Here is a 22,618-nt window from a genome sequence, read left to right as displayed (position 1 = left end):
ACGGGCGATGACGGCCCTATACAGGGTCGAAGCCATCGCCTTTACGGTTCGTTCAGCAAGATTTCCTACCGCTGTGAATAACCCGGCCGCAAGCGACCGCTGGGACCGCTTTGTTACGATTTTGCATCGGGCGCCCAGAGTCATGGATCTCGCAACCGCACTCGGCCTGCTCTCCGGCCTCGGCGTCGTGGTCGGGCTGATCATGCTCGATGGCGGCCATTTCGGGGCCTACGCGTCGGAGCACGCCGTGGTCGTGGTGTTCGGCGGCGCCACCGCGGCGACGATGATCCGGTTCCCGTTCTCGGTGATCGTGCACGGCCTGCCGATGGGCCTGCGCTTCGCGTTCATGATGCGCTCGGTGAAGCCGCAGGAACTGATCGAGGAGATCACCAAGATCGCCGACGTGGTCCGCAAGTCCGGCCCGATCGCGCTGGAGAACATGGAGATCTCCGACCCGTTCCTGGCGCAGGGCGCCCGCTACATCGCCGACGGCTACGACCGGGACTTCATCCGCGACACGATGGAGCGCGACCGCGACAACTTCCTGATGCATCTCGACGAGGGCTCGAAGGTCTACCGGGCCTACGGCGACTGCGCCCCCGCCTGGGGCATGATCGGCACGATCCTCGGCATGGTGGCGATGTTCGCCAACATGTCCGACCCGTCCAAGCTCGGCCCCGCCATGGCGACCGCCCTGCTCGCCACCCTGTACGGCGCCGTGATCGCCAACCTGATCACCCTGCCGCTTGCCGACAAGTTGCACGTGAAGCTGGAGGAGGAGGACGTCTCCCGCTCGCTGATCATCGACGGCATCCTGATGGTCCGCGACCAGAAGAGCCCGACGCTGGTGCGCGAGATGCTGATCGCCTACCTGCCGCACAACCATCGCGAAGCGCTGATGGAACCGGCCGCCTGATATGGCCAGAAAGAAGCGCGGCGGTGCGCATGGCGGCCACGGCTGGTTCGTGACCTTCGCCGACCTGATGGCGCTCCTGATGAGCTTCTTCGTGATGGTCGCGGCCTATTCGACGCAGGACCAGAAGAAGATGCAGGTGGTCGCCGGCTCGATGCGCGACGCCTTCGGGGTGAACAAGGAATCGAAGTTCGCCGGCATCCTCGAATCCGAGGGCCTGCCGGCCGCCGACCACGTCAAATACCTGCGCAACATCCCGCCCGAGAAGGCCACCGACCGGACGACGCCGCCCCGGCGCGACCAGAGCAGCGAATTCGGCCTGACCGAGACCGGCGAGCCGGACAATTTCGGCCTCGCGGCGGCCTCCCTGCGGCAGGCGCTGCAGGACATGCCGGACATCGCCGAACTGTCGAAGAACGTGGTGATCGTCCGCTCCGAACAGGGCCTCGACCTGTCGATCGTCGACCAGGACGGGCGCTCGATGTTCCCGGACGGGTCGACCCGCCCGAACGAGCGCACCCGGCGCCTGCTGGAGAAGCTCGCCCCGACCCTGCGGCAGATGCCGAACCGCATCGCCATCACGGGCTTCACCGCCACCGAACGCCCGGGCCAGCGCCCGCAGGCGCCGCCCTGGGAGCTGTCGGCCGGCCGGGCGATCAGCGTGCGGGAGATTTTGGCCGGTGCCGGCCTGCAGGACGACCGGTTCGCCTCGGTCACCGGCAAGGCCGACACCGAGCCGATGTTCCCCGACAACCCCTATCTCGCGGCCAACCGGCGGGTGACGGTGACGCTGATGAAGGAAGCCCCCCCGGTGCCGAACGTGAAGGGGCTGCCGTAGGGCGATCCATCGCGGACAGTCAGGGTTTCAAAAGGTCCGAGACCTTTTGCGGGTGCAGAGCAGAGCCCTGCGAACCTGTGTTCACTGCTGGCACCGCCCTCTACTTGGCGGTGAGCAGCGCCCAGTAGACCTTGTATTTCGAGCCCGGCGCATAGGCCGTGGCGATCCCCATCCGGGTCGCCCGCGGGTCGAGCATCGTGGCTTCGTGCGGCGCGCTCTCGCGCCAGCCGGAGAAGGCCTCGGCCAGGGTGTGATAGCCGGCCGACAGGTTGGCGTTCACGTCGGCGTAGCCGAGCCGCCCGACCGCGGCCTTCACGGTCTGCGCCTTGCTCGGCCTGTCGGCCAGCGCCATGGCGGCGGCTTCCGCCTCGGCCAGACGCTGCAGATCGGGATCGACCGTGAGCGGCCCGGCGCCGCGGTTGCGACGATAGGACGAGATCATGTCGCGGGCCGCATCGACGTCGATATGGGCATTCTGGCTGGCGAGCGGCAGGTAGATGCTCGGCAGTGCCGCGGTGGTCGGCACGTCGGTGGCGCAGGCGCCGAGCAGCGCCAGCGCCGGGATGCCGGCCGCCGCGAGCAGGCCTCGTCTCAGGTTGTGTCCGCCCACGTTTCCAGATCCACGCTTCCGCATCCGGCTCGGACGCCCGGGCGATATAGGGGGCGCGGCGCGATTGCGCGACCGGTTCTCTTGGGAACGGCCTCCCTGGTAAAATCCCCGTACCGGTTCACCACCTACGAAAAGCTGCTGGACGACTTCCTGACCGAGGTCGGGATGCTGCGCGGAGGCCATCTATGAGCGACGAGGTGACATACGTCATCGGCGGATCCGTCGAGGATATGCGGGATCGCTTCCTCGCGGCGGTGCGCCGCGCTGAGGCCGGCGAGGAGCCTCGGCCCGAGCGGATCGTCACCTTCGAGAACTGGTCGGCCTTCCTGAAGACCTTCTCGCCGGCGCGGATCGCGCTCCTGGAGGCCCTGACCGGAGGCCCCGCCGAATCGATCAACGCGCTGGCCGGCTCGCTCCGCCGGAATTACCGGCGCGTGCATGACGACGTGACCGCGCTGGAGCGGGCGGGCCTCCTGACGCGCAGGGGCACGCAGGTGATGCTCGCCGCCGACGGGGCGCGCGCGCATCTCGATCTGCGGCCACCCCGGCGCGCGGCGCGCTGAGCCTCAGCCCCCGGCGCTCCGGAGGCCGCGGTCGCGCTGCGGCTGGGCAGGCGATGTCCCGGATACCTCCGATTCCGGGGCCGGCTGCCCGAACCGGCTCGCGATCTCGCCCATGGCGGCCTGCATCGCCTCGAAACCCTGCACGGTGACGATGCTGGCGCCGGGGCCGAGAGGCGGGATGAAGCCCGCCTCCGACAGGGTCGAGAACACGGAAAAATTCAGGTCGGTCTGGACCTTCTGGCCGAGGCTGACATCGACGATCCAGACCAGCAGCTCGAAGTCCAGGAACGGGTCGCCGATCTTCTTGAACACCACCCGGGGCACCGGGTCGCGCAGCACGTCGGGATGGGCCTGCGCGCAGGCCGTGATCATCTCGGCGGCCCGCACCGGATCCTGGTTGCGCAGGACGCTGACCGTGATGCTGACCCGCCCTGAGCGGTCGCCGCGCACCCGGTTCTTGACCACCCCGGAGATCAGGTTCGAGTTCGGCACGATCACGGACGAGCGGTCGAAGGTCTGGATCTCGGTGGAGCGCACCGAGATGCGCTTCACGATGCCCTCCGAGTCGCCGATCACCACCTGGTCGCCGACCCGGATCGGGCGCTCCCAGAGCAGCAGCAGGCCGGAGACGAAGTTGTTGACGATCGATTGCAGACCGAAACCGATACCCACCGACAGGGCGCCGGCCACGATGGTCAGCTTCTCCAGGCTGAGGCCCAGATACGAGAAGGCGAGCGCCAGGGCGAGCAGGAAGCCGCAATAGCCCGCGATGGTGGTGATCGAGTTGCGCAGGCCGGCGTCCAGGTCGGTGGCCGGCAGGTAGGTCAGTTCCAGCCAGCGCTGCACCGCCCGGGTGACGAACACGCCGAGCACCAGGATGCCGATGCCGAAGGCGATGCTCGACAGCGAGATCGTCACGTCCCCGACCTTGAAGCCGAAGAAGGCCTGCCGGATCGACGAGACGATGTCGGTGGAATCGAGCCCCCAGGGCGCCAGCACGAGCAGCGCCGCCACCAGCATCAGCACCACCCGGGCGGCCCCGGTCGCCAGCACCGAGATCTGGGTCAGCGAGCGCTTGCGCAGGCCGGTATTGGCCTGGAGGGCGGTGGCCAGCCGGGTCTCGTCGGTGAGCGCCCGTCCGATGAAGGTGTCGACGCTCTGGACCAGCAGGTAGAGCAGGACGAGCACGCCCCCGGCCCAGATCAGCTGGTCGATCAGGAAGGCCGCGAAGGCGACGTAGCCGACCAGCGCCCCGACCCCGATCAGCGCCACCCCGGCCCAGCCGATGAGCCGGGCCGGGCCGCCGAGCCCCGTGGTGGTCTTGGTCGGCACGTAGGGGCCGAAGCAGGCTTCCTCCTCCTGCTCGGTATCGGCGAACCGGTGCAGGCCGATCGCCAGGATCAACGCGGTCGCCACGGCCCCGATGCCGCGGGTCGCGATCGAGATCGGCAGGGCCGCCGAGATCCCGGAATTGAGCGCTTCGACGGATTTCACCACGGTGAGCACCGTGGCGATGCCGACCGCGAGCCGGGTCAGCCGGGTGGCAGCCGCGTCGCCGACCGGGGCCGGGCGCCAGGCGGGCTTGTCGGGGCTGAGCAGCCCGTCGCACAGGGCCTCCACGAAGGCGATGAAGGCGAGCCCGCCCAGGATCGCGGCGGCCACCGGCAGCAGCCGCGAGGGCAGCAGGTTGGTGGCGTCCAGCGCGTAATAAACCGCGTAGGAGCCCGCCACCGCCGGCACCGTGCCGAGCAGGATCACCCGCCAGGCGGCCAGCAGGGTCGCGCGCCGCGACGGCTCGGTGGTGGCCGCGTCCCGCCGGGCGGCCCGGGGGGCGATGTTGCGGCGCCCGAAATACAGCGCGATCGAGATCCCGAAGGCGAGCCCCAGGAACAGCAGGTTGCCGATGCTGCCGTTGCGCGAGAACAGCAGCCCGATATCCGACACCGCGCTCTGCAGCGAGCGGGTGTCGCGCGGCACGTCGGCCATGACCTTGGCCCAGAGGCCGGGGCTGACCAGGGGCTGCGAGCGCTGGAACAGGTCGCGGGTGAACGATTCGCGCCGGCGGTTCGAGACCCGGTCGATGATCTGGTCGCCCTGCACCTGCAGGGAGCGGGCGAGCCGCTGGGTCTCGTCGATGCGGGCCACGGCGGCCTCGCGCTCGACGCGCTGCTCGGCGACGTCCGCGCTCTCCGGGGTGTCCTTCGGCTTCGGGCCGAGCTGAGCCAACCGCTCGCGCGCCGCCTCCAGCGGCGTGTCGAGCCGGGTGATCAGCGCGCGGATCTCCTCGGTGACGGTCGCGGCGCTGTCGCGAATCGCCGCCAGGTCCGCGGCACTCAGGTCGGTATGCCCCAGCTGCTTCTCCCGGGCCTCGAGCTCGGCCTTGGCGGCGTCGAGCTTGGCCCGGACCGCCTTGAGCTGCTCGGACATCTCGGGTTTTGGCGCCGCGGGCTTGGCCTCGGCGGGCTTGGCCTCGGACGCCTTCGCATCGGCCGGCTTGGAGTCTGCGGGCTTGGAGTCCGCGGGTTTGGCCGCCGCGGGCTGCCCGGCCGGCGTCTCGCCCTGAGCCCAGGCACCGGGCGGCGCGGCGGCCGGGATCGCCAGCATCAATGCGGCCACGAGGGCCAGCACGGCGGGCCGACGCGGGGCGTCGTTCAGATTCCGGGAGCGCACACGCGTGCGAATCATAGGCTACCTCTCGTCGGGCGCGCCGGGCGCGCGGTCGGAGCCCGGCCTCGGCGGACCGGCGGTCACCGGGGACCGCGCGGGCCTTCTCGATCGCTCACCGCCGAAGGGACCATCGGTCCGGCGTCAGCGAGCGCGTGGAATCAAAGCCTGAGAGCGGGGGCTGTGGGCTTCCAATAGGGCGAAACCGTGCCCCTGCCCACCCTCGCCTCGGGGTGGCTCGCGGATTCACACAGCGCGTTCGGCAGCAAGCGCCTGAAGCACCACGCGTTTTCCCATCCCCCTTGCGGGGAGGGGTCAGGGGTGGGGGTGGTGCAGAAGGCACCGTCACGCGCGATCCTGAACTACCCCCACCTCCAACTCCTCCCCGCAAGGGGGAGGAGCGCGCGTCGCGCTCGACACAGGCCGATGCGTGGACGTCGTAGCCTCTGCGGGGGGAGGGAGGGGTGTGTGGCCTCGGCCGTCGGAGATGTCTGAACTTCGCGGCCCGGATCGGCGGCCCCGAGGCCCCGCTGTGGGTGCGTCCCCGGGACCCTGCGGGAAAAGCTTCACAAGGGTGTCACGGTGGGATTAGATGAACACCGTATGGACAGGGCCTTTTCGTCGTCACGCGAAAGGGTTCGGCCGGCTCTGACGCCGGTCCGGCCCGGCCGCGTTCCGGTTGCTACCGCACCGACTGGCGTCACCGCGCGCCGGCCCGCCGCCCTGTTGCTCCTTCCGCCTCTCCCGCCGAGCCGACGCCCCGTCCGCCGGCCCCTCCTGCGCCGGCCCCTGGCCGCGTCGGACGGGCCGGTGGGGCGCCGGCGCGTTCCCGCGCGTTACCCGCGTCAGAGATAGTCCGAAGAGTCGCGCCGATGATGGATCTCCAAACCCTCGTCCTGAACGCGGATTATCGGCCGCTCTCGTACAATCCGCTGTCCCTGTGGTCGTGGAAGGACGCCTTCACGGCCCTGTTCCTCGATCGCGTCACCCTGGTGGCGAGCTACGATGTCGAGGCGCGCTCGCCGTCGCGGTCGCTGCGGGTGCCGAGCGTGGTGGCGCTGAAGAACTACGTGACGCTGGCCCGCAGCCCGGCTTTCACCCGCTACAACATCTACCTGCGCGACGGCTTCAGCTGCCAGTATTGCGGGTTGCGGCTGCCCTCGGGCGGCCTGACCTTCGACCACGTGGTGCCGCGCTCCCGGGGCGGCCTGTCGAGCTGGGAGAACGTCGTGGCGGCCTGCTCGCCCTGCAACCTACGCAAGGCCAACCGCACCCCGCAGGAGGCGGACATGCCGCTCGCCACCGAGCCGCGCCGGCCGACCCGCTACGAGCTGCACCACCGCCAGCCCGAGTTCGACCACCGCCAGTACCACCACACCTGGCTCGACTACCTGTACTGGGACAGCGAGCTGGAGAGCTGAGGCGGGGTGACCGAGTTGTCGTGCTGTCGTGCACCCCATAAGGGCGTCGAACACCCCATAAAGATGTCACGTTACACCCCATAAGCGTGCGACGTCCCTAAGCGAAACACACGAACGGCAGGGGTCTTCCCGGCCGTTCGTCATCACATCGATCATCTTCGTTCAGGCCGAATGCGTCGCGAGGACGACAAGGCTTGGCAGCCTGGCTTGCAGGAAAGGCAAGTGCTAGGGCTCGAACAGAATCGGCACAGCTGCCGCTCCCTTCGCCCTCGCCACGGCCAGGCGATGGATGCCGCCAACGATGATGATCTCGCCGGTGGTGTGGGGCTGGACCATAGCCGGGGTCATCGCCCCGCCCGACGATGCACTAACTTCGAACCTGGGCCACCAAATGGGGGCAGGCTAGTCGGCATGATCGTCTACCAGGCCACGATCGATGTCCTCAGGGCGCCGGTCGGCGACCGCTTCCAGGTCATTGCCGAACACGAACCTGCGAACTTTATCTTCGATCCGGATTTCCTCGGCATCCATCGATCGGCCGGATGCATCGTCATCCAAGTCACGCTCGTCACGGGCCGATCGCTCGAACAGAAGGGCGGCTTCCTACCGGCAGGTGACGGATGCGCTGCAGGAGAGGCTCGATGTCCATCGGGAGGACGTCGTGATCAACCTCGTACCGGTTTCCGCCGAGGATTGGTCGTTCGGCAACGGCGAGGCGTCACTCGTCAAAGAACCTTCCTGAGCAAGCTCGACCGAAGCGAGATTCATGCAGCGACCTGTGATACTCCCTCGATACCAGGAAGAGGGGTAGCGGGCGATTGGCGACATTCGCCGGCACCGCACATCTAGGCCCGGACGAGGAAGCGCAGTCGTTAAGGCCAGCCCCGGCTTGGACGGCGTGTTTCGCTCAGACGACGCCGATGCTGTTCACGACGGCCGTGGTACCCGGGGAGGCCCAAGCCGCGCCCATCGCCTGGCGCCGTTCCTGCATCGAGCGGACGGTGCCTCCGAGATAGACGGTCCCGCCCTCCGCCTTGACGGTGACGGTTTTGGGATCGAACAGCCACGAACGGTCCAAAGCCTCGCTGATGCTGTCGCTGACGGCCTCGACATCGACCTGCGGCCTGACCACGATGCGGTTGTTGACCGCGATGACACCGGACAATTGCCTGAGCTCGCGCTCGGCGACCTCGGATTGAAAGCGGTGGTCGACATCGCCCGTGAGGGTGACGGTACCCTTCGAAACCTTCACGAGGACGCTATCCGGCGGCACCGCCACGTTCCATGCCAAGCGCGCGATGGCGGTGGCGGCGATGTCCTCGTCGGACCGCTTGCGGGCATAAGGCACCACGACCTCGATCTCCTGGACGAGGGCCCTGACGCCCCTGACGCGGCAGGCGGCGGCCTCGGCAGCGATCCTCTCGTCGTAAGTGTCGACCTGACCGGAGAGCGCGACCACGCCGTCCTTGGCCGTGACGCCGATCTCCGATGAGGTCACAGCCGGGTCCCAGATAAGCTCGGCCGTGACGCGATGCTGCAAGCTGGTGTCATGGGACATGATGGACTCCTTGGGCGCGGCGGGTTCAACGATCTAGGGGAGGACTTTCGACCCCGTCCGATGCGAGGCTTTCCAGCGTCCACGTCGAAGCGTGTCCCGGCATCCGGCGAACGTAGGTGGCGCGACCGGCTCGGTCGTTGATCCAGCGCAAGGATCAGAACGGACGGTTTGCCGGTCTGATCGGTGGGCCGGCACGGTCGCCAAGTCGGCTCGTTGACACAGCGCCGGCCATCGTCGTCCTTCTTCAATCCGCGATGAGCCGTCTCGCTTCGTCGGCGATCTCTCGCTCCTCGTCGGCCGGGATGACCAGGACTGGAACCGACGAATCGTCCCGGTCGATGCGCGCGCAACCTTGCTCGTTGCGACCCGGATCGAGTTTGAGTCCGAGGAACGCCAGACGTCCGCAGATATCGGCACGGATGGCTGTAGCGTTCTCGCCGATGCCGCCGGTGAACACGAAGGCGTCCAGGCCGCCGAGGGCGGCAACGAGAGAGCCGGTCTCGCGCACGATGCGGTAGGCGAACAGGTCGAGGGCCTCGCGGGCCTCCGGCGCCCGGCTGGTCTGCAGGACCCGGACGTCATCGCTGATGCCCGAGACACCGAGCAGGCCCGAGCGCCGGTTGAGCATTTCGGCGACCTCGGACGCGGACATGCCGCGCGCCTGGATCAGGTGGAGCACGAGGCCCGGATCGACGGTGCCGGAACGGGTCCCCATCATCACTCCCCCGAGAGTGGTCAACCCCATCGTGGTGGCGACGCTACGCCCTTCCGCCATGGCGCAGAGGCTGGAACCGTGACCGAGATGGGCGACGACGACGCGTCCCCGGGCCCTTTCGCCGATCAAGCTTGGCAGTACGCGTGCGATGTGGGCGAAGGACAGCCCGTGGAAACCGAAGCGCAGAAGGCCGTCCTCGGTGAGCGCACGCGGGATCGGTTCGATCTGGGCTAGACGGTCCTGGGTCCGGTGGAAGGCGGTGTCGAAGCAGGCGACCTGCGGCAGGCCGGGCCAAGCCGTATCGACTGCGGCGATGATGGCGAGCCCCATCGGCTGGTGGCCCGGGGCCAGCGGCACCAGCGCCTCCAGTTCCGCGCGCAGACCGGCATCGATGCAGGCCGGACCGCGGTGTCGGGCTCCACCATGGACGATCCGGTGCCCGACCGCCCGGAGGTGGAGATGTGGCATTCGCCTCAGGCGCCCCAGGAGCCAGCCGACCACGGCGCCGAGATCGCCCCCGGGCGGTGCGTCGTCGAGGTCGAGGTCGCCCGTGACGGTCAGGTGCACGTCACCGTCGATCCCGGAGACGTGCACGCGCCAGACGGCGATGTCCTCGCCGTCCCTGAACAGGGCGCATCGCAGGCTGGACGACCCGGCATTGAGGACGAGGATCATGCGCATCTCCGGAGAGGCCCTGACTGGCACGGCTCGGCGGGGAGCGGCGTGATCCAGATCAAAGCGCCCGCGCGTCGGGGATGCGACCAGAGGGTCGGACGGGGCGCCGAGTCGCTCCGCAGTGCCCGGGAGTCCGAGATGCCTATCGTGAACGATCCGAGAGGCGACCGCCAAGTTACCGGGATGCAAGGCACCGGCATGAAGGTGGCCGGTCTGGACTTCGTGCCTGGTCCGCTCGGGCCGACCGGCCTCGACGCCATCGACGCGTACTGGCGGGCAGCGAACTATCTCTCGGTCGGCCAGATCTATCTGCTCGACAACCCGCTGCTGCGCGAGCCACTTTCCCTTGCCGATGTAAAGCCACGCCTTCTCGGCCACTGGGGAACCACGCCGGGCCTGAACTTCATCTACGCCCACCTCAACCGGGCCATCGTCCTGCGCGACCTCGACATGATGGCCGTGTGGGGACCGGGGCACGGCGCGCCCGGGCTGGTCGCCAATGCTTGGCTCGATGGGACCTACGGCGAGGTCTATCCGGACATCGCCTCCGACACCGACGGGATGCGCCGCCTGTTCCGGCAGTTCTCGTTTCCCGGCGGCATCCCGAGCCACGCCTCCCCGGAACTGCCGGGCTCGATCCACGAGGGTGGCGAACTCGGCTACTCCCTGATCCACGCCTTCGGGGCCGCTCTCGATAACCCGGGCCTGATCGTCGCCTGCGTGGTTGGCGACGGCGAGGCCGAGACCGGACCGCTGGCGGCTTCCTGGCACGCGTCCAAGTTCCTCGATCCCGTCGGCGACGGCACCGTCCTGCCGATCCTCCACCTCAACGGCTACAAGATCGCCAACCCAACGATCCTCGCGCGGATGCCGGCGGCGGAACTACGAAGTCTGCTCGTCGGCTACGGTTACGAGCCGCTGTTCGTCGAAGGCGACGATCCGGGTCCGATGCACCAGGCCATGGCGACAGCCCTCGATTACGCCCTCGATCGCATCGCCGAGATCCGGGAACGCGCCCCGAACCGCGATGTCGGACGGCCGAGCTGGCCGATGATCGTGCTGCGAAGCCCGAAGGGATGGACCGGGCCGAAGACGGTCGACGGTAAGCCGGTGGAGGGAACCTGGCGGTCGCATCAGGTGCCCGTGGCCGCCCTGCGCGAGAACCCGGAGCACCTCGCGATCCTGGAGACCTGGATGCGATCCTACCGGCCCGACGAGCTCTTCGATGATGCGGGCCGCCTGAATCCGGAGTTGGCCGCGCTCCATCCGCGCGGCGACCGCCGTTTGAGCGCCAATCCCCATGCCAATGGCGGACGAGATCCGAGGCAATTACGGCTGCCCGAACTCGCCGCCTACGCCGTCGCGATGCCGTCCCACGGCACGGCGTCGGCAGAGGGGACCCGCGTGCTCGGCGGATACCTCCGCGACGTGCTCGCCCTCAACGCGACGGCTCGAAACTTCCGTGTCATGGGACCGGACGAGACCCTTTCCAATCGCCTCGATGCCGTCTTCGACGTCACCGACCGCGTCTGGCGCGACGCCATCCTGCCGACCGACGAGCACCTAGCGCGCCAGGGACGGGTGATGGAGGTGCTCTCCGAGCACCTCTGCGAGGGCTGGCTCGAAGGCTACCTGCTCACCGGGCGCCACGGCGTCTTCGCGTGCTACGAGGCCTTCATCCACATCGTCGATTCGATGGTGAACCAGCATGCGAAGTGGCTGAAGGCGTCCCGTGCGCTGGCGTGGCGCAAGCCCGTGCCCTCGCTCAACATCCTGCTGACCTCGCATGTCTGGCGCCAGGACCAGAACGGGTTCAGCCACCAGGACCCCGGCTTCATCGACTTCGTCGCGAACAAGAAGGGCGACACGGCGCGGGTCTACCTGCCGCCGGACGCCAACTGCCTGCTCTGGGTGATGGACCACTGCCTGCGCACGCACGACCGCATCAACGTCGTCGTCGCCGGGAAGCAACCCGCCCTGCAGTGGCTCGGCGTGGACGAGGCGGCCCGGCATTGCGCGGCCGGGATCGGCGTCTGGGAATGGGCCTCGAACGACGGCGACGGCGAGCCCGACGTCATCATGGCCTGCGCCGGGGACGTCCCGACGATGGAGACGCTGGCGGCCGTCGCGTGGCTGCGCGACCGTATCCCGGCCATCCGGATCAGGGTCGTGAACGTCGTCGACCTGATGACGCTGCCCTCGCCCGACATGCATCCGCACGGACTCGACGACACCACCTTCGACAGCCTGTTCACTCGGGACCGGCCGGTCGTGCTCGCCTATCACGGCTATCCCTGGCTCATCCATCGCCTGACCTACCGGCGCACCAACCACGCGAACATCCACGTGCATGGCTTCGTCGAGGAAGGGACGACCACCACCCCCTTCGACATGGCGGTGCTGAACGGGCTCGACCGTTACCACCTCGCGCTTGCCGCCCTGAAGTGGACGTCGGGGCTCGGGCCGTGCGTGGAGCGCGCCGAGGAGGAACTGCGGGACCTGCTGGCGCTGCACCGCGAACACGTCTGCCGCACCGGGGAGGACCTGCCGCAGGTGCGCGACTGGGCCTGGACGGATGCGTCCACCTTTGCCGGCACACGGACCGCGGGCGTCGGGTTCGATCTGCGGATGGTGAGGGAGGTCGTGGACTACGAGACCGGGCCGGACCGCCAGCCGACCTAGGCGTCGCAGCCCCGGGGTCCGGTGCGGCGGGAGGCTTGGTCGCGCGCGCGTCCCGGCCCGTCGGGCCGATGGCCCTTGCCGGATCCACGACCCACCGAACCCGGAGCCTTCCCGTGTCCATGCGCCTTGCCTTATCGATGCTTCTCCTGACTGGAGTGATGGAGACCGCGGCGGCCGCCACCGACGGACAGGTCCAACGCGGTAAGACCTTCGTCGGGGCGAATTGCGCCACTTGCCATGCCGTCGGACGGATCGGGGAGAGCCCGCTGGCCGTCGCGCCCGCATTCCGAGACCTCCACACGCGGTATCCGATCGAGGATCTCGGCGAGGCCCTGGCGGAGGGCATCACCACCGGGCATCCGACCATGCCGCAGTTCCAGCTTGAGCCCGACCAGATCACGGACGTGTTGGCCTACCTCAAGTCCCTGGAACGATAAGCGTCCCGCGATGAAGGCGTCTGACCAGAATCCATAGGAAGCCAACATCGGGGCCCGTCAGGGAGGCGTCGGCTTCGCGGCGTCTGCATCGACCGCCCTGCCGATGGCCTCGATCTGCGTCGACTGCTCGGCCAGCATGCCTTCGAGACGCTCCATCCGAATGCGGTCGAGCTTGTCATGCAGGGCCATGATCTCGACCTCCGCTTTCAGGTTGATCTCGTAGTCGAGGCCGGCGGCGAGCCGGTCCCTCGCCGCCTGCCGGTTCTGCGACATCAGGATCACCGGCGCCTGAAGGGCAGCGACCATCGACAGGATCAGGTTCAGGAAGATGTACGGATAGGGGTCGAAGGCGCCGGCTCGGGCCAGGACGACGGTGTTCACCACGACCCATGCGACGAGCATGCCCGTGAAGACCAGGATGAACCCCCAGGACCCGCCCATCTGCGCCACGCGATCCGCGAGACGCTCCCCGAACGTCTGGCGCTCGACGAGGACGCTGTTCACGTCCCGGGCCACATGCTGCCGCTTCGCGATGTGGAGGATGACTCTACGCTCGCGCTCGGACAGCCCTTCCAGACCGGCCTCCATCAACTGCCGGGCAAGCTGGGTGACCGCGCCATCGACGGGTGGTTTTGCTGCGTGATCGGTGCTTGCCTGGATGGCGAGAGGGACCGTGCCGCTCGACAGGAGGTGCTCGGTCATCAATGGCTCAGGAAGCTGCAGACGGGGCAGTGGCGCAGGACCTCCCGGGTGACGCCGCCGAGGACGTCCTCTCGCAGGCGCCCATGACCGTAGGCCCCCATGACGATCAGGTCCGTCGCGCCCTCGGACGCCAGGTCGAGCAGGACTTCCGCGTCGCTGCCTCCCTCACACGGGTGCTCGGCGGAAGTCGCGGGGATCCCTTGTGCCGAGAGGTAGGTCGCCACGTCGGCGGCGCCGGAAACCCGGTCCTCGTGCGTGATCGCGACGACGTCGACCCGGTCCGCCAGCCGGAGGATCGGAAGCGCGTCCAGCACCGCGCGACGGGCCTCCCGCGTATCCTTCCACGCCACCATCACGCGTCGGCCTTCAAGGTAATCGATGCCGGGCGGCACGACGAGTCCCGGACGTCCCGCCACGAGCACCACGGAGGCGGCGTCGAGCGGCAAGGGGCATCCGGTCGCCCCGTCCGGGCATCCCCGCCCGACCACGACGAGGTCGGCGGCTCGGGCGTGGCTCGCCAGGAAGGCGAGCCCGGGTTCGAGGGCGGATCGCCATGAGACCCGGCTCCGGGTGCCGACGGCCGCACGGAACAACTCCTGCGCTTGGGCGAGCCCGTCCGAGACGGCCCGTCGCGAAAGGGCCGGCAGGAGGGCCGAGGCGCCCATCGGACCGACCTGGGCGGTGACATGGTCGGGCGCCTGCGCGGCGACGCCTATCGTCCGGGCCCCGACCGCATCCGCGAGACGGGCTGCGATCGCGATCCGTCCGCCCGCATCGCCTGCGAGGTCGACGGAGACCATGATGCTCGCGAAGGTCATGGATGGGACGGCTCCCTTCGGCAAAGTCCGAGAATGCCAGTTCCCCGGGGCGCCGGCTTTGACCCATCGCAAGGGCAGGGCCCGAAATCGTCCCGGACCATCGCCTGCGGACGACGACGCCTGGCCTTTCGTGTCCGCGAGTTGGGTTTGCGCTGGATCAACGATGGATGCCCGTCGAACCGGCATGGTCCTCCCCTCGTCACCGGAGGTTCCCCATGTCGTATGCCAGCATCATCGTCGCCGTGGATCCCGGGGCGCGGGCGGCTCCGCGGATCGGGCTGGCCGCGCACCTCGCGCGACGGCTCGATGCACGCCTCATCGGCGTCGCAGCGTGGGGACCGGACTACCCGCGGGGGTTCGGGGAAACGTCCGTGCCGACCGGTTACGGGATCGAGGACCTCCGTCAGAAAGCCTTCGACGAGTTGCGCCAGGCGGAAGAGGTCTTCCGCCTGGCGGCCCGGCCGACGGAGCGGATCGAGTGGCGTTCCGAGCTCAGGGAAACGCTGACGTTCCTCGCGGAGCAATCGCGGGCGGCCGATCTCGTCGTCGTCGGACGTCAGGGTAAGAACGACGGACCGCATCTCGCGGCCGCCGTCGGACCCGGCGACGCGCTGATGGCGGCGGGCCGGCCGGTCCTCGTCGTGCCGCACGGCGTGGAACGATTGTTGGCGACCCGCGCGGTGGTGGCCTGGAAGAACACCCCGCAGAGTCGGCGGGCGATCTCGGATGCGATGCCGTTCCTCAAGCTCGCCGACGAGGTCCAGGTCGTCCAAGTCGCGAAGGACGGCGACCGGACCGAGTTGGACGATGTCGTGGCCTATCTCGGCCTGCACGGCGTCAAGGCCGTGGGGGTTCTCAAGGTCCCGAACGGTGGCGGGACGGCCGAGACCCTGCTCGACGCCGCCGAGGGGTTCAAGGCGGACCTCATCGTTGGCGGGGCCTTCGGGTACAGCCGCCTGCGGGAATGGTTCTTCGGCGGCGTTACCCGCAACCTGCTCGACCACAGCCCGGTCTGCTGCCTGATGTCCCACTGAACGCCATCCGGTGGATCGACATCCGGCGAGGTCGTTGATCCACCGCAAGGCCGACGCCAGCCCGGCATCTACGGTGACCTCCATGCCTGCACGGTCGACGCCCGCGTTCGGCCATGGCGAGAAGGAGCGTCAAAAGGATCTGCCCCGCGCCGTCGAAGCCCTGATCAAGCAACGTGACCATCTCGTCGAGGCGCTCCGCCAAATCGACGAGGACGAGGTCTGCCTGCAGGCCAACAGGATCGGGACCGCCCCCAGATCTACCGATGGGCACAGTACGGGTAGCCACCATCGTCGGCGCGTCGCCTAGGCAATTCAAGCCTTGGTCTCCGCAGACGGCGACACTTACGGCGATCCCGAGGCGACGGGCTTCCGTGGATGGCATGCCGCCTCCTGCAGCGTCAGGTCGCCGTCAGGGGCGGTGGAAACCCGTACGGCCATCACCGGTCACTCCGGTTCAGCATCTCGCGACCGAGCGCCAGCAACTGTCCGTCCGTCGCCGCCGAGAGGTCTACGGTCGCTGTTGCCACGACGCGTCCCTGCGCCTGGTGATGGTGCTCGCCGAGGCGCCGCGACAGGACCGACATCGCGCTGCTCTTGCCGGTGCCGTGGCCGACGATCGCGATACGCGGCGCGTCCCTGACCGACGCGATAATCCCGTCGTAGAAGGCCATGTCCTCCGGGGCACGCTGGCCGCGGTAGTTCCCACCTTCCTTGTGGGCGAGGTGGTGGATGTGGCCGTGGGGATCGTACGGCTTGAGCGTGGTATCGGTCGTCTCGCCTACGGTCCCGGGGTCGAGGCGATAGATCCGCGCCTCATGGTGATCGACGACGATCAGGGCATCGCTCTCACCTGCGGCCGGGCTGGGCGTCATCAATTCCGTGGCATGTGCTGACAGGCCGGCCTCCTCCATCAGGAGCCTCAACCGCTCGACCTCGCGAGGGTCCATGTCCTTGCGCGGTGGCTGGGGGAAGGTCCGCGTCCGACCGCCGAGGCTCAGGCTCCAGTTCCCGTCCGGCTTTTCCTCGCTGGTCCCGATCCTGTCGACGAAGGCCACGACCTCCCGCCATTCAAGATTCTCGCTGGTCGGATGGTTGAAGATCAGGGCAAGGGTGGTCCGGTCGTGGCCGTGTATCCGGGCGTGCGTCATCACGAGGGGCTCCTGAGGGAGGCCGTAGCGGGCGATCCAGTCGGACCGCCCGGCACGTCGGGCGGTTAAGGCGCTCTCAGACGACCCGGATGTCGTTGTCGACGGTCGTGGCGCCCGGGGCTCCCCAGGCGGTCCATCCGGCCATCTGCCGGTCGTACCAGGTGTGGACCGTGCCGCTCAGGTGGACGACGCCGCCGACCGCACTGACGTTGATGGTCTTCGGGTCGTACCAGCTCCGATGCAGGGCATCCGTGATGTCGGCGCTGATGTCGGACGCGTTCGGACGCGGCTTGATCGTGAGGTTGTTCGCGATGCCGACGACGCCGAGCATGCCGCGGATGTCATGCTCGGCCGCGGCCTTCTGGAACTGCCACTCGACTTGGCCGGTCAGGGTGACCCAACCCTTCTCGACGGTGACCTTCACCGTCTCGTCGGGGACGGAGACGTTCCAGTCCAGGCGCTGGACCACGGCCACGGCGATCTCGTCGTCGTTCTTTCGGGCGTGCGCGGGAAGGCGGACCTCGATTTCCTCGGCGACCGCTCGGACGCCCTTGACGCGGCCGGCTGCCTTCTCGGCGGCGTACTTCTCCATGTAGTTCTGGACGTGCCCCGTCAGGGTCACGATGCCGTCCTTTGCGGTGACGCCGATATGGGCGGCGGTGACGCTCGGCTCCCAGCCGAGTTCCGCGAGGACGTTCGTCTGCAAGGTCTTGTCCATGGTCATGGTGCGTTTCCTGGATCGTCGGGGAATTCATCGGGCCGCCTCCGTCGCCTCGGCGAGCCGGATCGAGACAGCGAAGCCTTCCGGCGTTGGTGACCGCCGATGGGTGTCCCGGCAGCGGTTCGTTTCGTCTGTGCCGATGGGGCGAACCCTATTCCCTGGCCCCGTCGCGTCCTTGATCCAGCGCAAAGTCCGTTGGCGACGTCGCGCGCATGCTGGCCATCGCGTGGGGCGGCCGAAACCGTCGCCCCGGATGAGGAGGCCCGGATGATGTCAGGAACACGCAAGACCATGCTAACCGCCCTGGGGGCGCTTCTGGTCGCGACGACGTCCCACGCGGCGCCCAGAGAGGGCGATCAAGCCACGTCCAGCGGCCCGAACATGCCGCCTTCGGAGGACGTGGTGCCCAGCGATATCCGCCCATCGGACCCCGTCGACACGGGAGCGGTACAGGCTCCCGGTGTACCCGGCACAAGGTCCCGGTGGCGGAACATCAAGCGACCACCGGTTCGCCCCCCGGGCCTTTAGGCACAGCGCAGGGGAAGATCAGTGTGCCGACATCCGTGCGAGGCGGTCGTGGTCCACGAGGCGTACGCCGCCCGGGACGATCAGGATGCAGTGGTCCCGGTCCAGCCTGGAGAATGTCCGGCTTACGGTCTCGATGGTCAGGCCGAGATGGTCGGCGATGTCGAGACGCCCCATCGGCAGCTCCAGGGTGACCGAGGATCGTCCGATCCGGACGTATCGCTCCTGCAATCCCATCAGGAACGTCGCGATTCTCTCGTCCGCGGTCCGCCTCCCGAGCAACATCATCATGTCCTTGGCCCGGGACAGCTCATGTCCCAGAATCTCATGCAGGTGCATCATCAGGCAGGGTTGCCCGCGAAGCAGGTCCATGAAAGCCAGCCGCTCGAACCTGCATGCGGTCACCGGACCGAGGGCGTCCGCAGACACGGTGAAGCGGTCCAGCAGGGACAACCCGAGAAAATCGCCCGGGAAGGCGAAGCCGGTGACCTGCCGGCGCCCGTCTGGGAGAATGCGATACAGGCGAAGCGCGCCTGAGCTGACGTTGAAGACGGATACCGCGGGCTCGTCCTGACCGTACAGGGTTTCCTTCTGGTCGAGCGCCACACGGCGGCTCAACGGCTCCAGCGTGTCCCGTTCCGCCAGCGGCAGGGCCGTCGCCAGGCTGATTAGACGGACCTTGCCGATGCCCCCGACCGGATACGACGGCGGGACGTGAAAGGGTGGCCTGATCGCCGGGCCGGCGGGTAGCGAATGGATCGACATGAGTCTGTCCTTTCGATGGGGAACGTCCTTTCGCGGTGGCCCATGGGTCACCCCCTCGTCGTCTGGCTTTTCCGGATGCGTCGCCTCAGCGACCCCGCCAGCGTTCGGTCGCCCGCACCCGCTCCTCGTTGCGTGCGCGTTCGACGAACGCGTCCCGCCTATCCGCATCGAGCCAGAACACGCGTTGCAGGACCCCGGCCGCCAAGCCGGCCGTGGCATCATCTCGACGTCCAGGGCCCAACGCGAAGGCAAAGTGGTGGGGCTGTTCAAAATCGAGGATCTAGAACGCAGATCCGCGCGAATGCCGTTTCGGCGGCTATCCGGTTCAGGCCGCCGCGGCCACGGCAGGCGCGAGGGCGACGTCGAGGTGGACCGGATTGTGAAGGGTGTTCGCCACCGGCGACCACAGCACCGTGTGCCTGATGAGCGCCGCAAGGACCTTTCGGGACGCATCCGCGTCGATGCTCACGGCGACGCGGATGCTTTCGAACCCGATGGTCTTCGGGTGCAGGTCGCCGCTGCCCCAGACCGAGGTCATGTTGATGTCGGCCTCGACGTGCAGCTCCAGCGATCGGATCGGGATGCCCCGCCCGAGGGCGTTGGCGTGGATACCAATGGAGAGGCACGATCCCAACGCCGCGAGCAGCGCCTCGGAAGCGTTCGGCGCGGTGCTCTCGCCGAGCAGTCCCTCGGGCTCGTCCTCCATCACCGGCTGCGGCGGCAGGTTCCGGATGTAATTGAGTTGGCTCAATCTCCCCTGCGCGACGGTTCGGCACCTCAGGGTCCGGACGGCGGTCGGGTCGGCCTTGCCCTTATCGATCACCGTCTGAAGCTCGCGCTTGTCGATGGGGACCGCGGCTCCGACGTCGGGTTTCACGGGAGGCAATGCCATTGATTTCTCCTCTACAGGGATGGCCGCCGTCAAAATTCCTTGATGGCGAAAATATTTCCGTCGTGGTTATTTCATGAGTTCCAGTATAAGCTCTTCGGCATTGAAGTCGGCCACCAAAGCTGACGAGGAGGAATGCGAAAACGGATCGCGGAGGCCGCATGCTGGACTGGGATGATCTGAGATTCTTCCTGACGCTCGCCCGGCACGGCACGCTCTCGGCCGCCGCCAAGGTGCTCCACGTGTCGCAATCGACGGTCGGACGCCGCCTGAACTCGCTGGAGGCGACCCTCGCGGTACGCCTGCTGAACCGGACCCCCGACGGATACGTGCCGACCCTGGCGGGCGAGGAGGTCCGCAGGAAGGCCGAAAGCCTGGAGGCCGAAGCCCTCGCCCTGGAACGGGACGTCACCGGGCGCGACACCCGCCTGCGCGGCCTGGTGCGGGTCACCTGCGCCGAGACCATGGCCGCGCACCTGCTGGCACCGAGCTTCGCCGGCCTGCACGCCAAGCATCCCGACATCATGATCGAGCTCATCCCGAACCCGCGGGAACTCAGCTTGGCGATGCGCGAGGCCGACATCTCCGTGCGTATGCGGCAGCCCGAGCAGCACGACCTCGTGGTGCGGCGCATCGGCGGCATCGCCTTCGGTCTCTACGCGACCCGGGACTACATCACGGAGCGCGGCGCACTCAACTTCGACGATGGTTGCCCCGACCACCATCTCATCACGCAGATGGAGGACAGCCAGGAGATGACGCAGTCGGCCTGGCTGACCGAGATGGCGCCCAGGTCCCGCATCGTCCTGCAGACCAGCAGCCACGAGGCCGCCGTGCTCGCAGCCGCCAATGGCGGAGGCCTGGCATGCCTGGCACGCTTCCGCGGCGACGAGGAGCGCCGGCTCACGAGATTGGAGGTGCCGACCGAACCTCCCAATGCCGACATCCTGCTGCTGGTCCACAAGGACAATCGCGACACCCCGAGGATCAGGACGGTGCTGACCCACATCACGGAGAGCATCCAGTCTTTGGGCAACGTGCTTCAGCCCCCGGGGGCGAACGATGGCGACGTTCGGGCCGTCGGCGTGTGAGGCGTTCCGCGAAGACATGGGATTTCCCGGCGGACTGCGCATGGATGGCTTTGGGTCCATCAGCGGAACGTGAGACCGTGTTTGATCCAGATCAAACTTGGACGTTTACTCGTGAAGCCCTGCCGATATCCGTCCTCGCATAGCTAATTCTCAAATTCGCTTCGCGAATGTACTGTGGCAAGGCGCTAGCTTGTCATCGAGCGGATACGGCGGCTCACCCGCCGCCGAGACCGCACCGACGAAGGCAGGCCATCATGATCGACGACAGGGCACTGAGCCGGGACGTGCTCGCTGAGCTGGCCTGGGATCCGAGCGTGACCGGAACGGATCTCGGGGTGACGTCGAAGGATGGCATCGTGACCGTGACAGGGCACGTGACCAGCTTCGCCCAGAAGCACGCCGTCGACGCCGCGGCCCGCCGCGTGAACGGGGTCAAGGCTATCGCCGTGGAGATCTCGGTCGAGCTTCCCTTCGAGCATCGCCGCAGCGACGAGGACATCGCCGCGGCCGTCGTCAACCGCCTGGACTGGGACGCGGCGATCCTCCCCGACATGGTCACGGTACAGGTCCAGGACGGCTGGGTCAGCCTCGACGGGGCCGTCGACTGGAACTTTCAGAAGGACGCCGCCGCCCTCGACGTCCGGTCGCTGCTCGGCGTCGTCGGGCTCTCGAACCGGATCACGATCAGGCCACGCGCGAACGCCCATGACATCGCCGAGGGGATCAAGGGCACGCTCGGGCGCTCGTGGTTCTTCGATCCCAAGCGCGTCGGGGTCGACGTGCATGGCGACTGCGTCCGGCTGACCGGCAGCGTCCACACCGAGCACGCGCGCAATCTCGCCGCCGTCACGGCCTGGGGCTCCCCAGGGGTAGCCATCGTCGAGAACGACCTCGCCATCGCCTGACAGGGGCCATTGTCCCTCTTTTCCCGCCGGGGAACTTCCCATGCGCCGTTTCATCAGCTCCCTGACGCTCGGGGCCTGCACCGCTCTCAGCCTCACGACACCGCTCCACGCTGCCGGCGGCGCCGAGCCCGGTCCGGTGGTCGTGACCGCCCCGGACGTCGAAGCCGGGCCGGCGCAGGTCTGCCTGGAACACCTCAAGGCCTTCGACGGACAGATGGAGAAGGACGGGTACTGGTTGGGCGGATCGGGCTACGGCTACGGCTATCCGCTCGGCGGATACTGGGCGGGTAGCCTCGGGTCCGACGCCGGCATGGCGATGGGCGCCGCGTCCGCGATGATGAGCTACGCCAACGCCCGTCCCGGATACGAGGTTCGGGTCCTGCTCGCCGGCGCCGACATCCTGGCTCGCCATGGCAAGCAGCAGCCGTGCGAGGACGTGCTGGTCCAGATCCGGGCCAGCTACGCCGCATACAAGACGGACATGCAGGGTCGTGACCTGCGGGTCGCGAACGCCCTGGGATTCCGCAAGCGGGAACTCTCGCTCGCCAAGCCGGTCGCGTCTCGGACGACGGCGTTCCGGTCCGACGATCTGCTCGGGAGCGAGGTGCGCACCCCCGGCAACGCGGCGCTCGGCAGCGTCGACGACATCGTCATGGGTCCCGAGGGCGGTAAGATCGCTTACCTCGTCGTCGCCCGCGGCGGCCTCTTCGGCCTCGGCGAGCGCCACGTCGCGGTCCCTTGGGACCAGTTCAAGGTCACGCCGAACCTGAACATCCTCGTCCTCGATACCACCAAGGACGGCATGGACCAGGCACCGCGGATCGTCGAGGGCCGCTTCACGAAGGCGGAGCCGTTCGCTCGGCAGACCGCGAAGGCGGACGCCTACTGGAGCGCCGCCGCCAAGACCCCGCGGACGGACTGAGCCTCGCATCGACCGGCCTCCT

22 protein-coding genes and 1 pseudogene are annotated in these 22,618 nt (G+C 68.2%); 13 read left to right on the top strand and 10 right to left on the bottom strand.

From position 1 onward, the window contains the following. Positions 1-142: 142 nt before the first annotated feature. Entirely contained in the window at positions 143-916 is a 774-nt protein-coding gene (locus tag MKK67_RS21985; protein ID WP_243969412.1) for a motility protein A, read from the top strand. A 1-nt stretch (position 917) separates the two neighbouring features. Then, on the top strand, positions 918-1,751 hold the full coding sequence (locus MKK67_RS21980) for a flagellar motor protein MotB (RefSeq protein WP_243969410.1): 834 nt from the start codon (positions 918-920) through the stop codon (positions 1,749-1,751). Positions 1,752-1,851: 100 nt separating this feature from the next. Here the strand turns inward: MKK67_RS21980 and MKK67_RS21975 are convergent, their stop codons facing one another. Beyond that, positions 1,852-2,385, bottom strand: coding sequence for a CAP domain-containing protein (locus MKK67_RS21975; RefSeq protein WP_279601760.1), 534 nt, complete (start codon positions 2,383-2,385; stop codon positions 1,852-1,854). Positions 2,386-2,546: 161 nt separating this feature from the next. Between MKK67_RS21975 and MKK67_RS21970 the strand changes: the two genes are divergently transcribed. Next, a complete protein-coding gene (locus MKK67_RS21970) occupies positions 2,547-2,924 on the top strand; it encodes a hypothetical protein (RefSeq protein WP_243969406.1) in 378 nt (125 codons plus the stop codon). Positions 2,925-2,927: 3 nt separating this feature from the next. Here MKK67_RS21970 and MKK67_RS21965 read toward each other — a convergent pair whose 3' ends face one another. Beyond that, positions 2,928-5,609: a DUF3772 domain-containing protein gene (locus MKK67_RS21965; protein WP_243969404.1), complete on the bottom strand. Its 2,682-nt coding sequence runs from the start codon at positions 5,607-5,609 to the stop codon at positions 2,928-2,930. A gap of 851 nt (positions 5,610-6,460) precedes the next feature. Here MKK67_RS21965 and MKK67_RS21960 point away from each other — a divergent pair. The 3 genes and pseudogenes from MKK67_RS21960 (at position 6,461) to MKK67_RS21950 (ending at position 7,751) form a co-directional block, all read left to right on the top strand. Further along, positions 6,461-7,009: an HNH endonuclease gene (locus MKK67_RS21960; protein ID WP_243969402.1), complete on the top strand. Its 549-nt coding sequence runs from the start codon at positions 6,461-6,463 to the stop codon at positions 7,007-7,009. Between the two features lie 285 nt (positions 7,010-7,294). Further along, a pseudogene (locus tag MKK67_RS32975) lies at positions 7,295-7,552 on the top strand (hypothetical protein); the annotation flags it as partial. After that, positions 7,446-7,751, top strand: coding sequence for a tautomerase family protein (locus MKK67_RS21950; protein ID WP_409568429.1), 306 nt, complete (start codon positions 7,446-7,448; stop codon positions 7,749-7,751). The pseudogene MKK67_RS32975 and the gene MKK67_RS21950, both read left to right, overlap by 107 nt. Before the next feature lie 165 nt (positions 7,752-7,916). Here the strand turns inward: MKK67_RS21950 and MKK67_RS21945 are convergent, their stop codons facing one another. Both MKK67_RS21945 and MKK67_RS21940 read right to left on the bottom strand, forming a co-directional pair. After that, positions 7,917-8,567 (bottom strand): BON domain-containing protein, encoded by a 651-nt coding sequence (locus MKK67_RS21945; RefSeq protein ID WP_243969399.1) that lies wholly within the window; start codon positions 8,565-8,567, stop codon positions 7,917-7,919. A gap of 244 nt (positions 8,568-8,811) precedes the next feature. Continuing rightward, the gene (locus MKK67_RS21940; RefSeq protein WP_243969397.1) at positions 8,812-9,957 is read right to left on the bottom strand and encodes an acetate/propionate family kinase; all 1,146 of its coding nucleotides are present in this window, start codon (positions 9,955-9,957) and stop codon (positions 8,812-8,814) included. A 183-nt stretch (positions 9,958-10,140) separates the two neighbouring features. Here MKK67_RS21940 and MKK67_RS21935 point away from each other — a divergent pair, with 183 nt between their 5' ends. Next, complete coding sequence (locus MKK67_RS21935) at positions 10,141-12,639, top strand: phosphoketolase (RefSeq protein ID WP_243969718.1); 2,499 nt, start codon at positions 10,141-10,143, stop codon at positions 12,637-12,639. 119 nt (positions 12,640-12,758) lie between these two features. After that, complete coding sequence (locus tag MKK67_RS21930; protein ID WP_243969716.1) at positions 12,759-13,076, top strand: c-type cytochrome; 318 nt, start codon at positions 12,759-12,761, stop codon at positions 13,074-13,076. A gap of 57 nt (positions 13,077-13,133) precedes the next feature. On the opposite strand, the gene MKK67_RS21925 is transcribed toward MKK67_RS21930, so the two are convergent. Together MKK67_RS21925 and MKK67_RS21920 are read right to left on the bottom strand one after the other, a co-directional pair. Next, positions 13,134-13,778 carry a DUF1003 domain-containing protein gene (locus MKK67_RS21925; RefSeq protein ID WP_243969395.1) on the bottom strand — a complete coding sequence of 215 codons (645 nt, stop codon included), beginning with the start codon at positions 13,776-13,778 and terminating at the stop codon, positions 13,134-13,136. Further along, entirely contained in the window at positions 13,778-14,596 is an 819-nt protein-coding gene (locus tag MKK67_RS21920; protein ID WP_243969393.1) for a universal stress protein, read from the bottom strand. The genes MKK67_RS21925 and MKK67_RS21920 overlap by 1 nt, the downstream gene beginning before the upstream one ends. Before the next feature lie 215 nt (positions 14,597-14,811). Between MKK67_RS21920 and MKK67_RS21915 the strand changes: the two genes are divergently transcribed. Together MKK67_RS21915 and MKK67_RS21910 are read left to right on the top strand one after the other, a co-directional pair. Continuing rightward, entirely contained in the window at positions 14,812-15,630 is an 819-nt protein-coding gene (locus MKK67_RS21915; RefSeq protein ID WP_243969391.1) for a universal stress protein, read from the top strand. Between the two features lie 34 nt (positions 15,631-15,664). After that, entirely contained in the window at positions 15,665-15,937 is a 273-nt protein-coding gene (locus tag MKK67_RS21910; protein WP_243969389.1) for a hypothetical protein, read from the top strand. A 130-nt stretch (positions 15,938-16,067) separates the two neighbouring features. Here MKK67_RS21910 and MKK67_RS21905 read toward each other — a convergent pair whose 3' ends face one another. The 4 genes from MKK67_RS21905 to MKK67_RS21890 all read right to left on the bottom strand — a co-directional run bounded on the left by MKK67_RS21905 (position 16,068) and on the right by MKK67_RS21890 (position 19,681). Beyond that, on the bottom strand, positions 16,068-16,778 hold the full coding sequence (locus MKK67_RS21905; protein ID WP_243969386.1) for a hypothetical protein: 711 nt from the start codon (positions 16,776-16,778) through the stop codon (positions 16,068-16,070). Between the two features lie 76 nt (positions 16,779-16,854). Further along, positions 16,855-17,502 (bottom strand): BON domain-containing protein, encoded by a 648-nt coding sequence (locus MKK67_RS21900; protein ID WP_243969384.1) that lies wholly within the window; start codon positions 17,500-17,502, stop codon positions 16,855-16,857. 543 nt (positions 17,503-18,045) lie between these two features. Further along, positions 18,046-18,630 (bottom strand): helix-turn-helix domain-containing protein, encoded by a 585-nt coding sequence (locus MKK67_RS21895; RefSeq protein ID WP_243969381.1) that lies wholly within the window; start codon positions 18,628-18,630, stop codon positions 18,046-18,048. A gap of 484 nt (positions 18,631-19,114) precedes the next feature. Continuing rightward, positions 19,115-19,681, bottom strand: coding sequence for an OsmC family protein (locus MKK67_RS21890; RefSeq protein ID WP_243969379.1), 567 nt, complete (start codon positions 19,679-19,681; stop codon positions 19,115-19,117). Positions 19,682-19,839: 158 nt separating this feature from the next. Here MKK67_RS21890 and MKK67_RS21885 point away from each other — a divergent pair, with 158 nt between their 5' ends. The 3 genes from MKK67_RS21885 to MKK67_RS21875 all read left to right on the top strand — a co-directional run bounded on the left by MKK67_RS21885 (position 19,840) and on the right by MKK67_RS21875 (position 22,596). Continuing rightward, on the top strand, positions 19,840-20,769 hold the full coding sequence (locus tag MKK67_RS21885) for a LysR family transcriptional regulator (protein WP_243969377.1): 930 nt from the start codon (positions 19,840-19,842) through the stop codon (positions 20,767-20,769). A 254-nt stretch (positions 20,770-21,023) separates the two neighbouring features. After that, complete coding sequence (locus MKK67_RS21880; RefSeq protein WP_243969375.1) at positions 21,024-21,674, top strand: BON domain-containing protein; 651 nt, start codon at positions 21,024-21,026, stop codon at positions 21,672-21,674. 40 nt (positions 21,675-21,714) lie between these two features. Beyond that, positions 21,715-22,596, top strand: a complete 882-nt coding sequence (locus MKK67_RS21875; protein ID WP_243969373.1) for a PRC-barrel domain-containing protein — start codon at positions 21,715-21,717, stop codon at positions 22,594-22,596. Positions 22,597-22,618 lie beyond the last annotated feature (22 nt).

It is taken from the genome of Methylobacterium sp. J-072 (assembly GCF_022829425.1).
In the GTDB taxonomy this organism is placed as follows: Bacteria; Pseudomonadota; Alphaproteobacteria; order Rhizobiales; family Beijerinckiaceae; genus Methylobacterium.
This window is presented reverse-complemented; position numbering and strand designations above follow the sequence as displayed.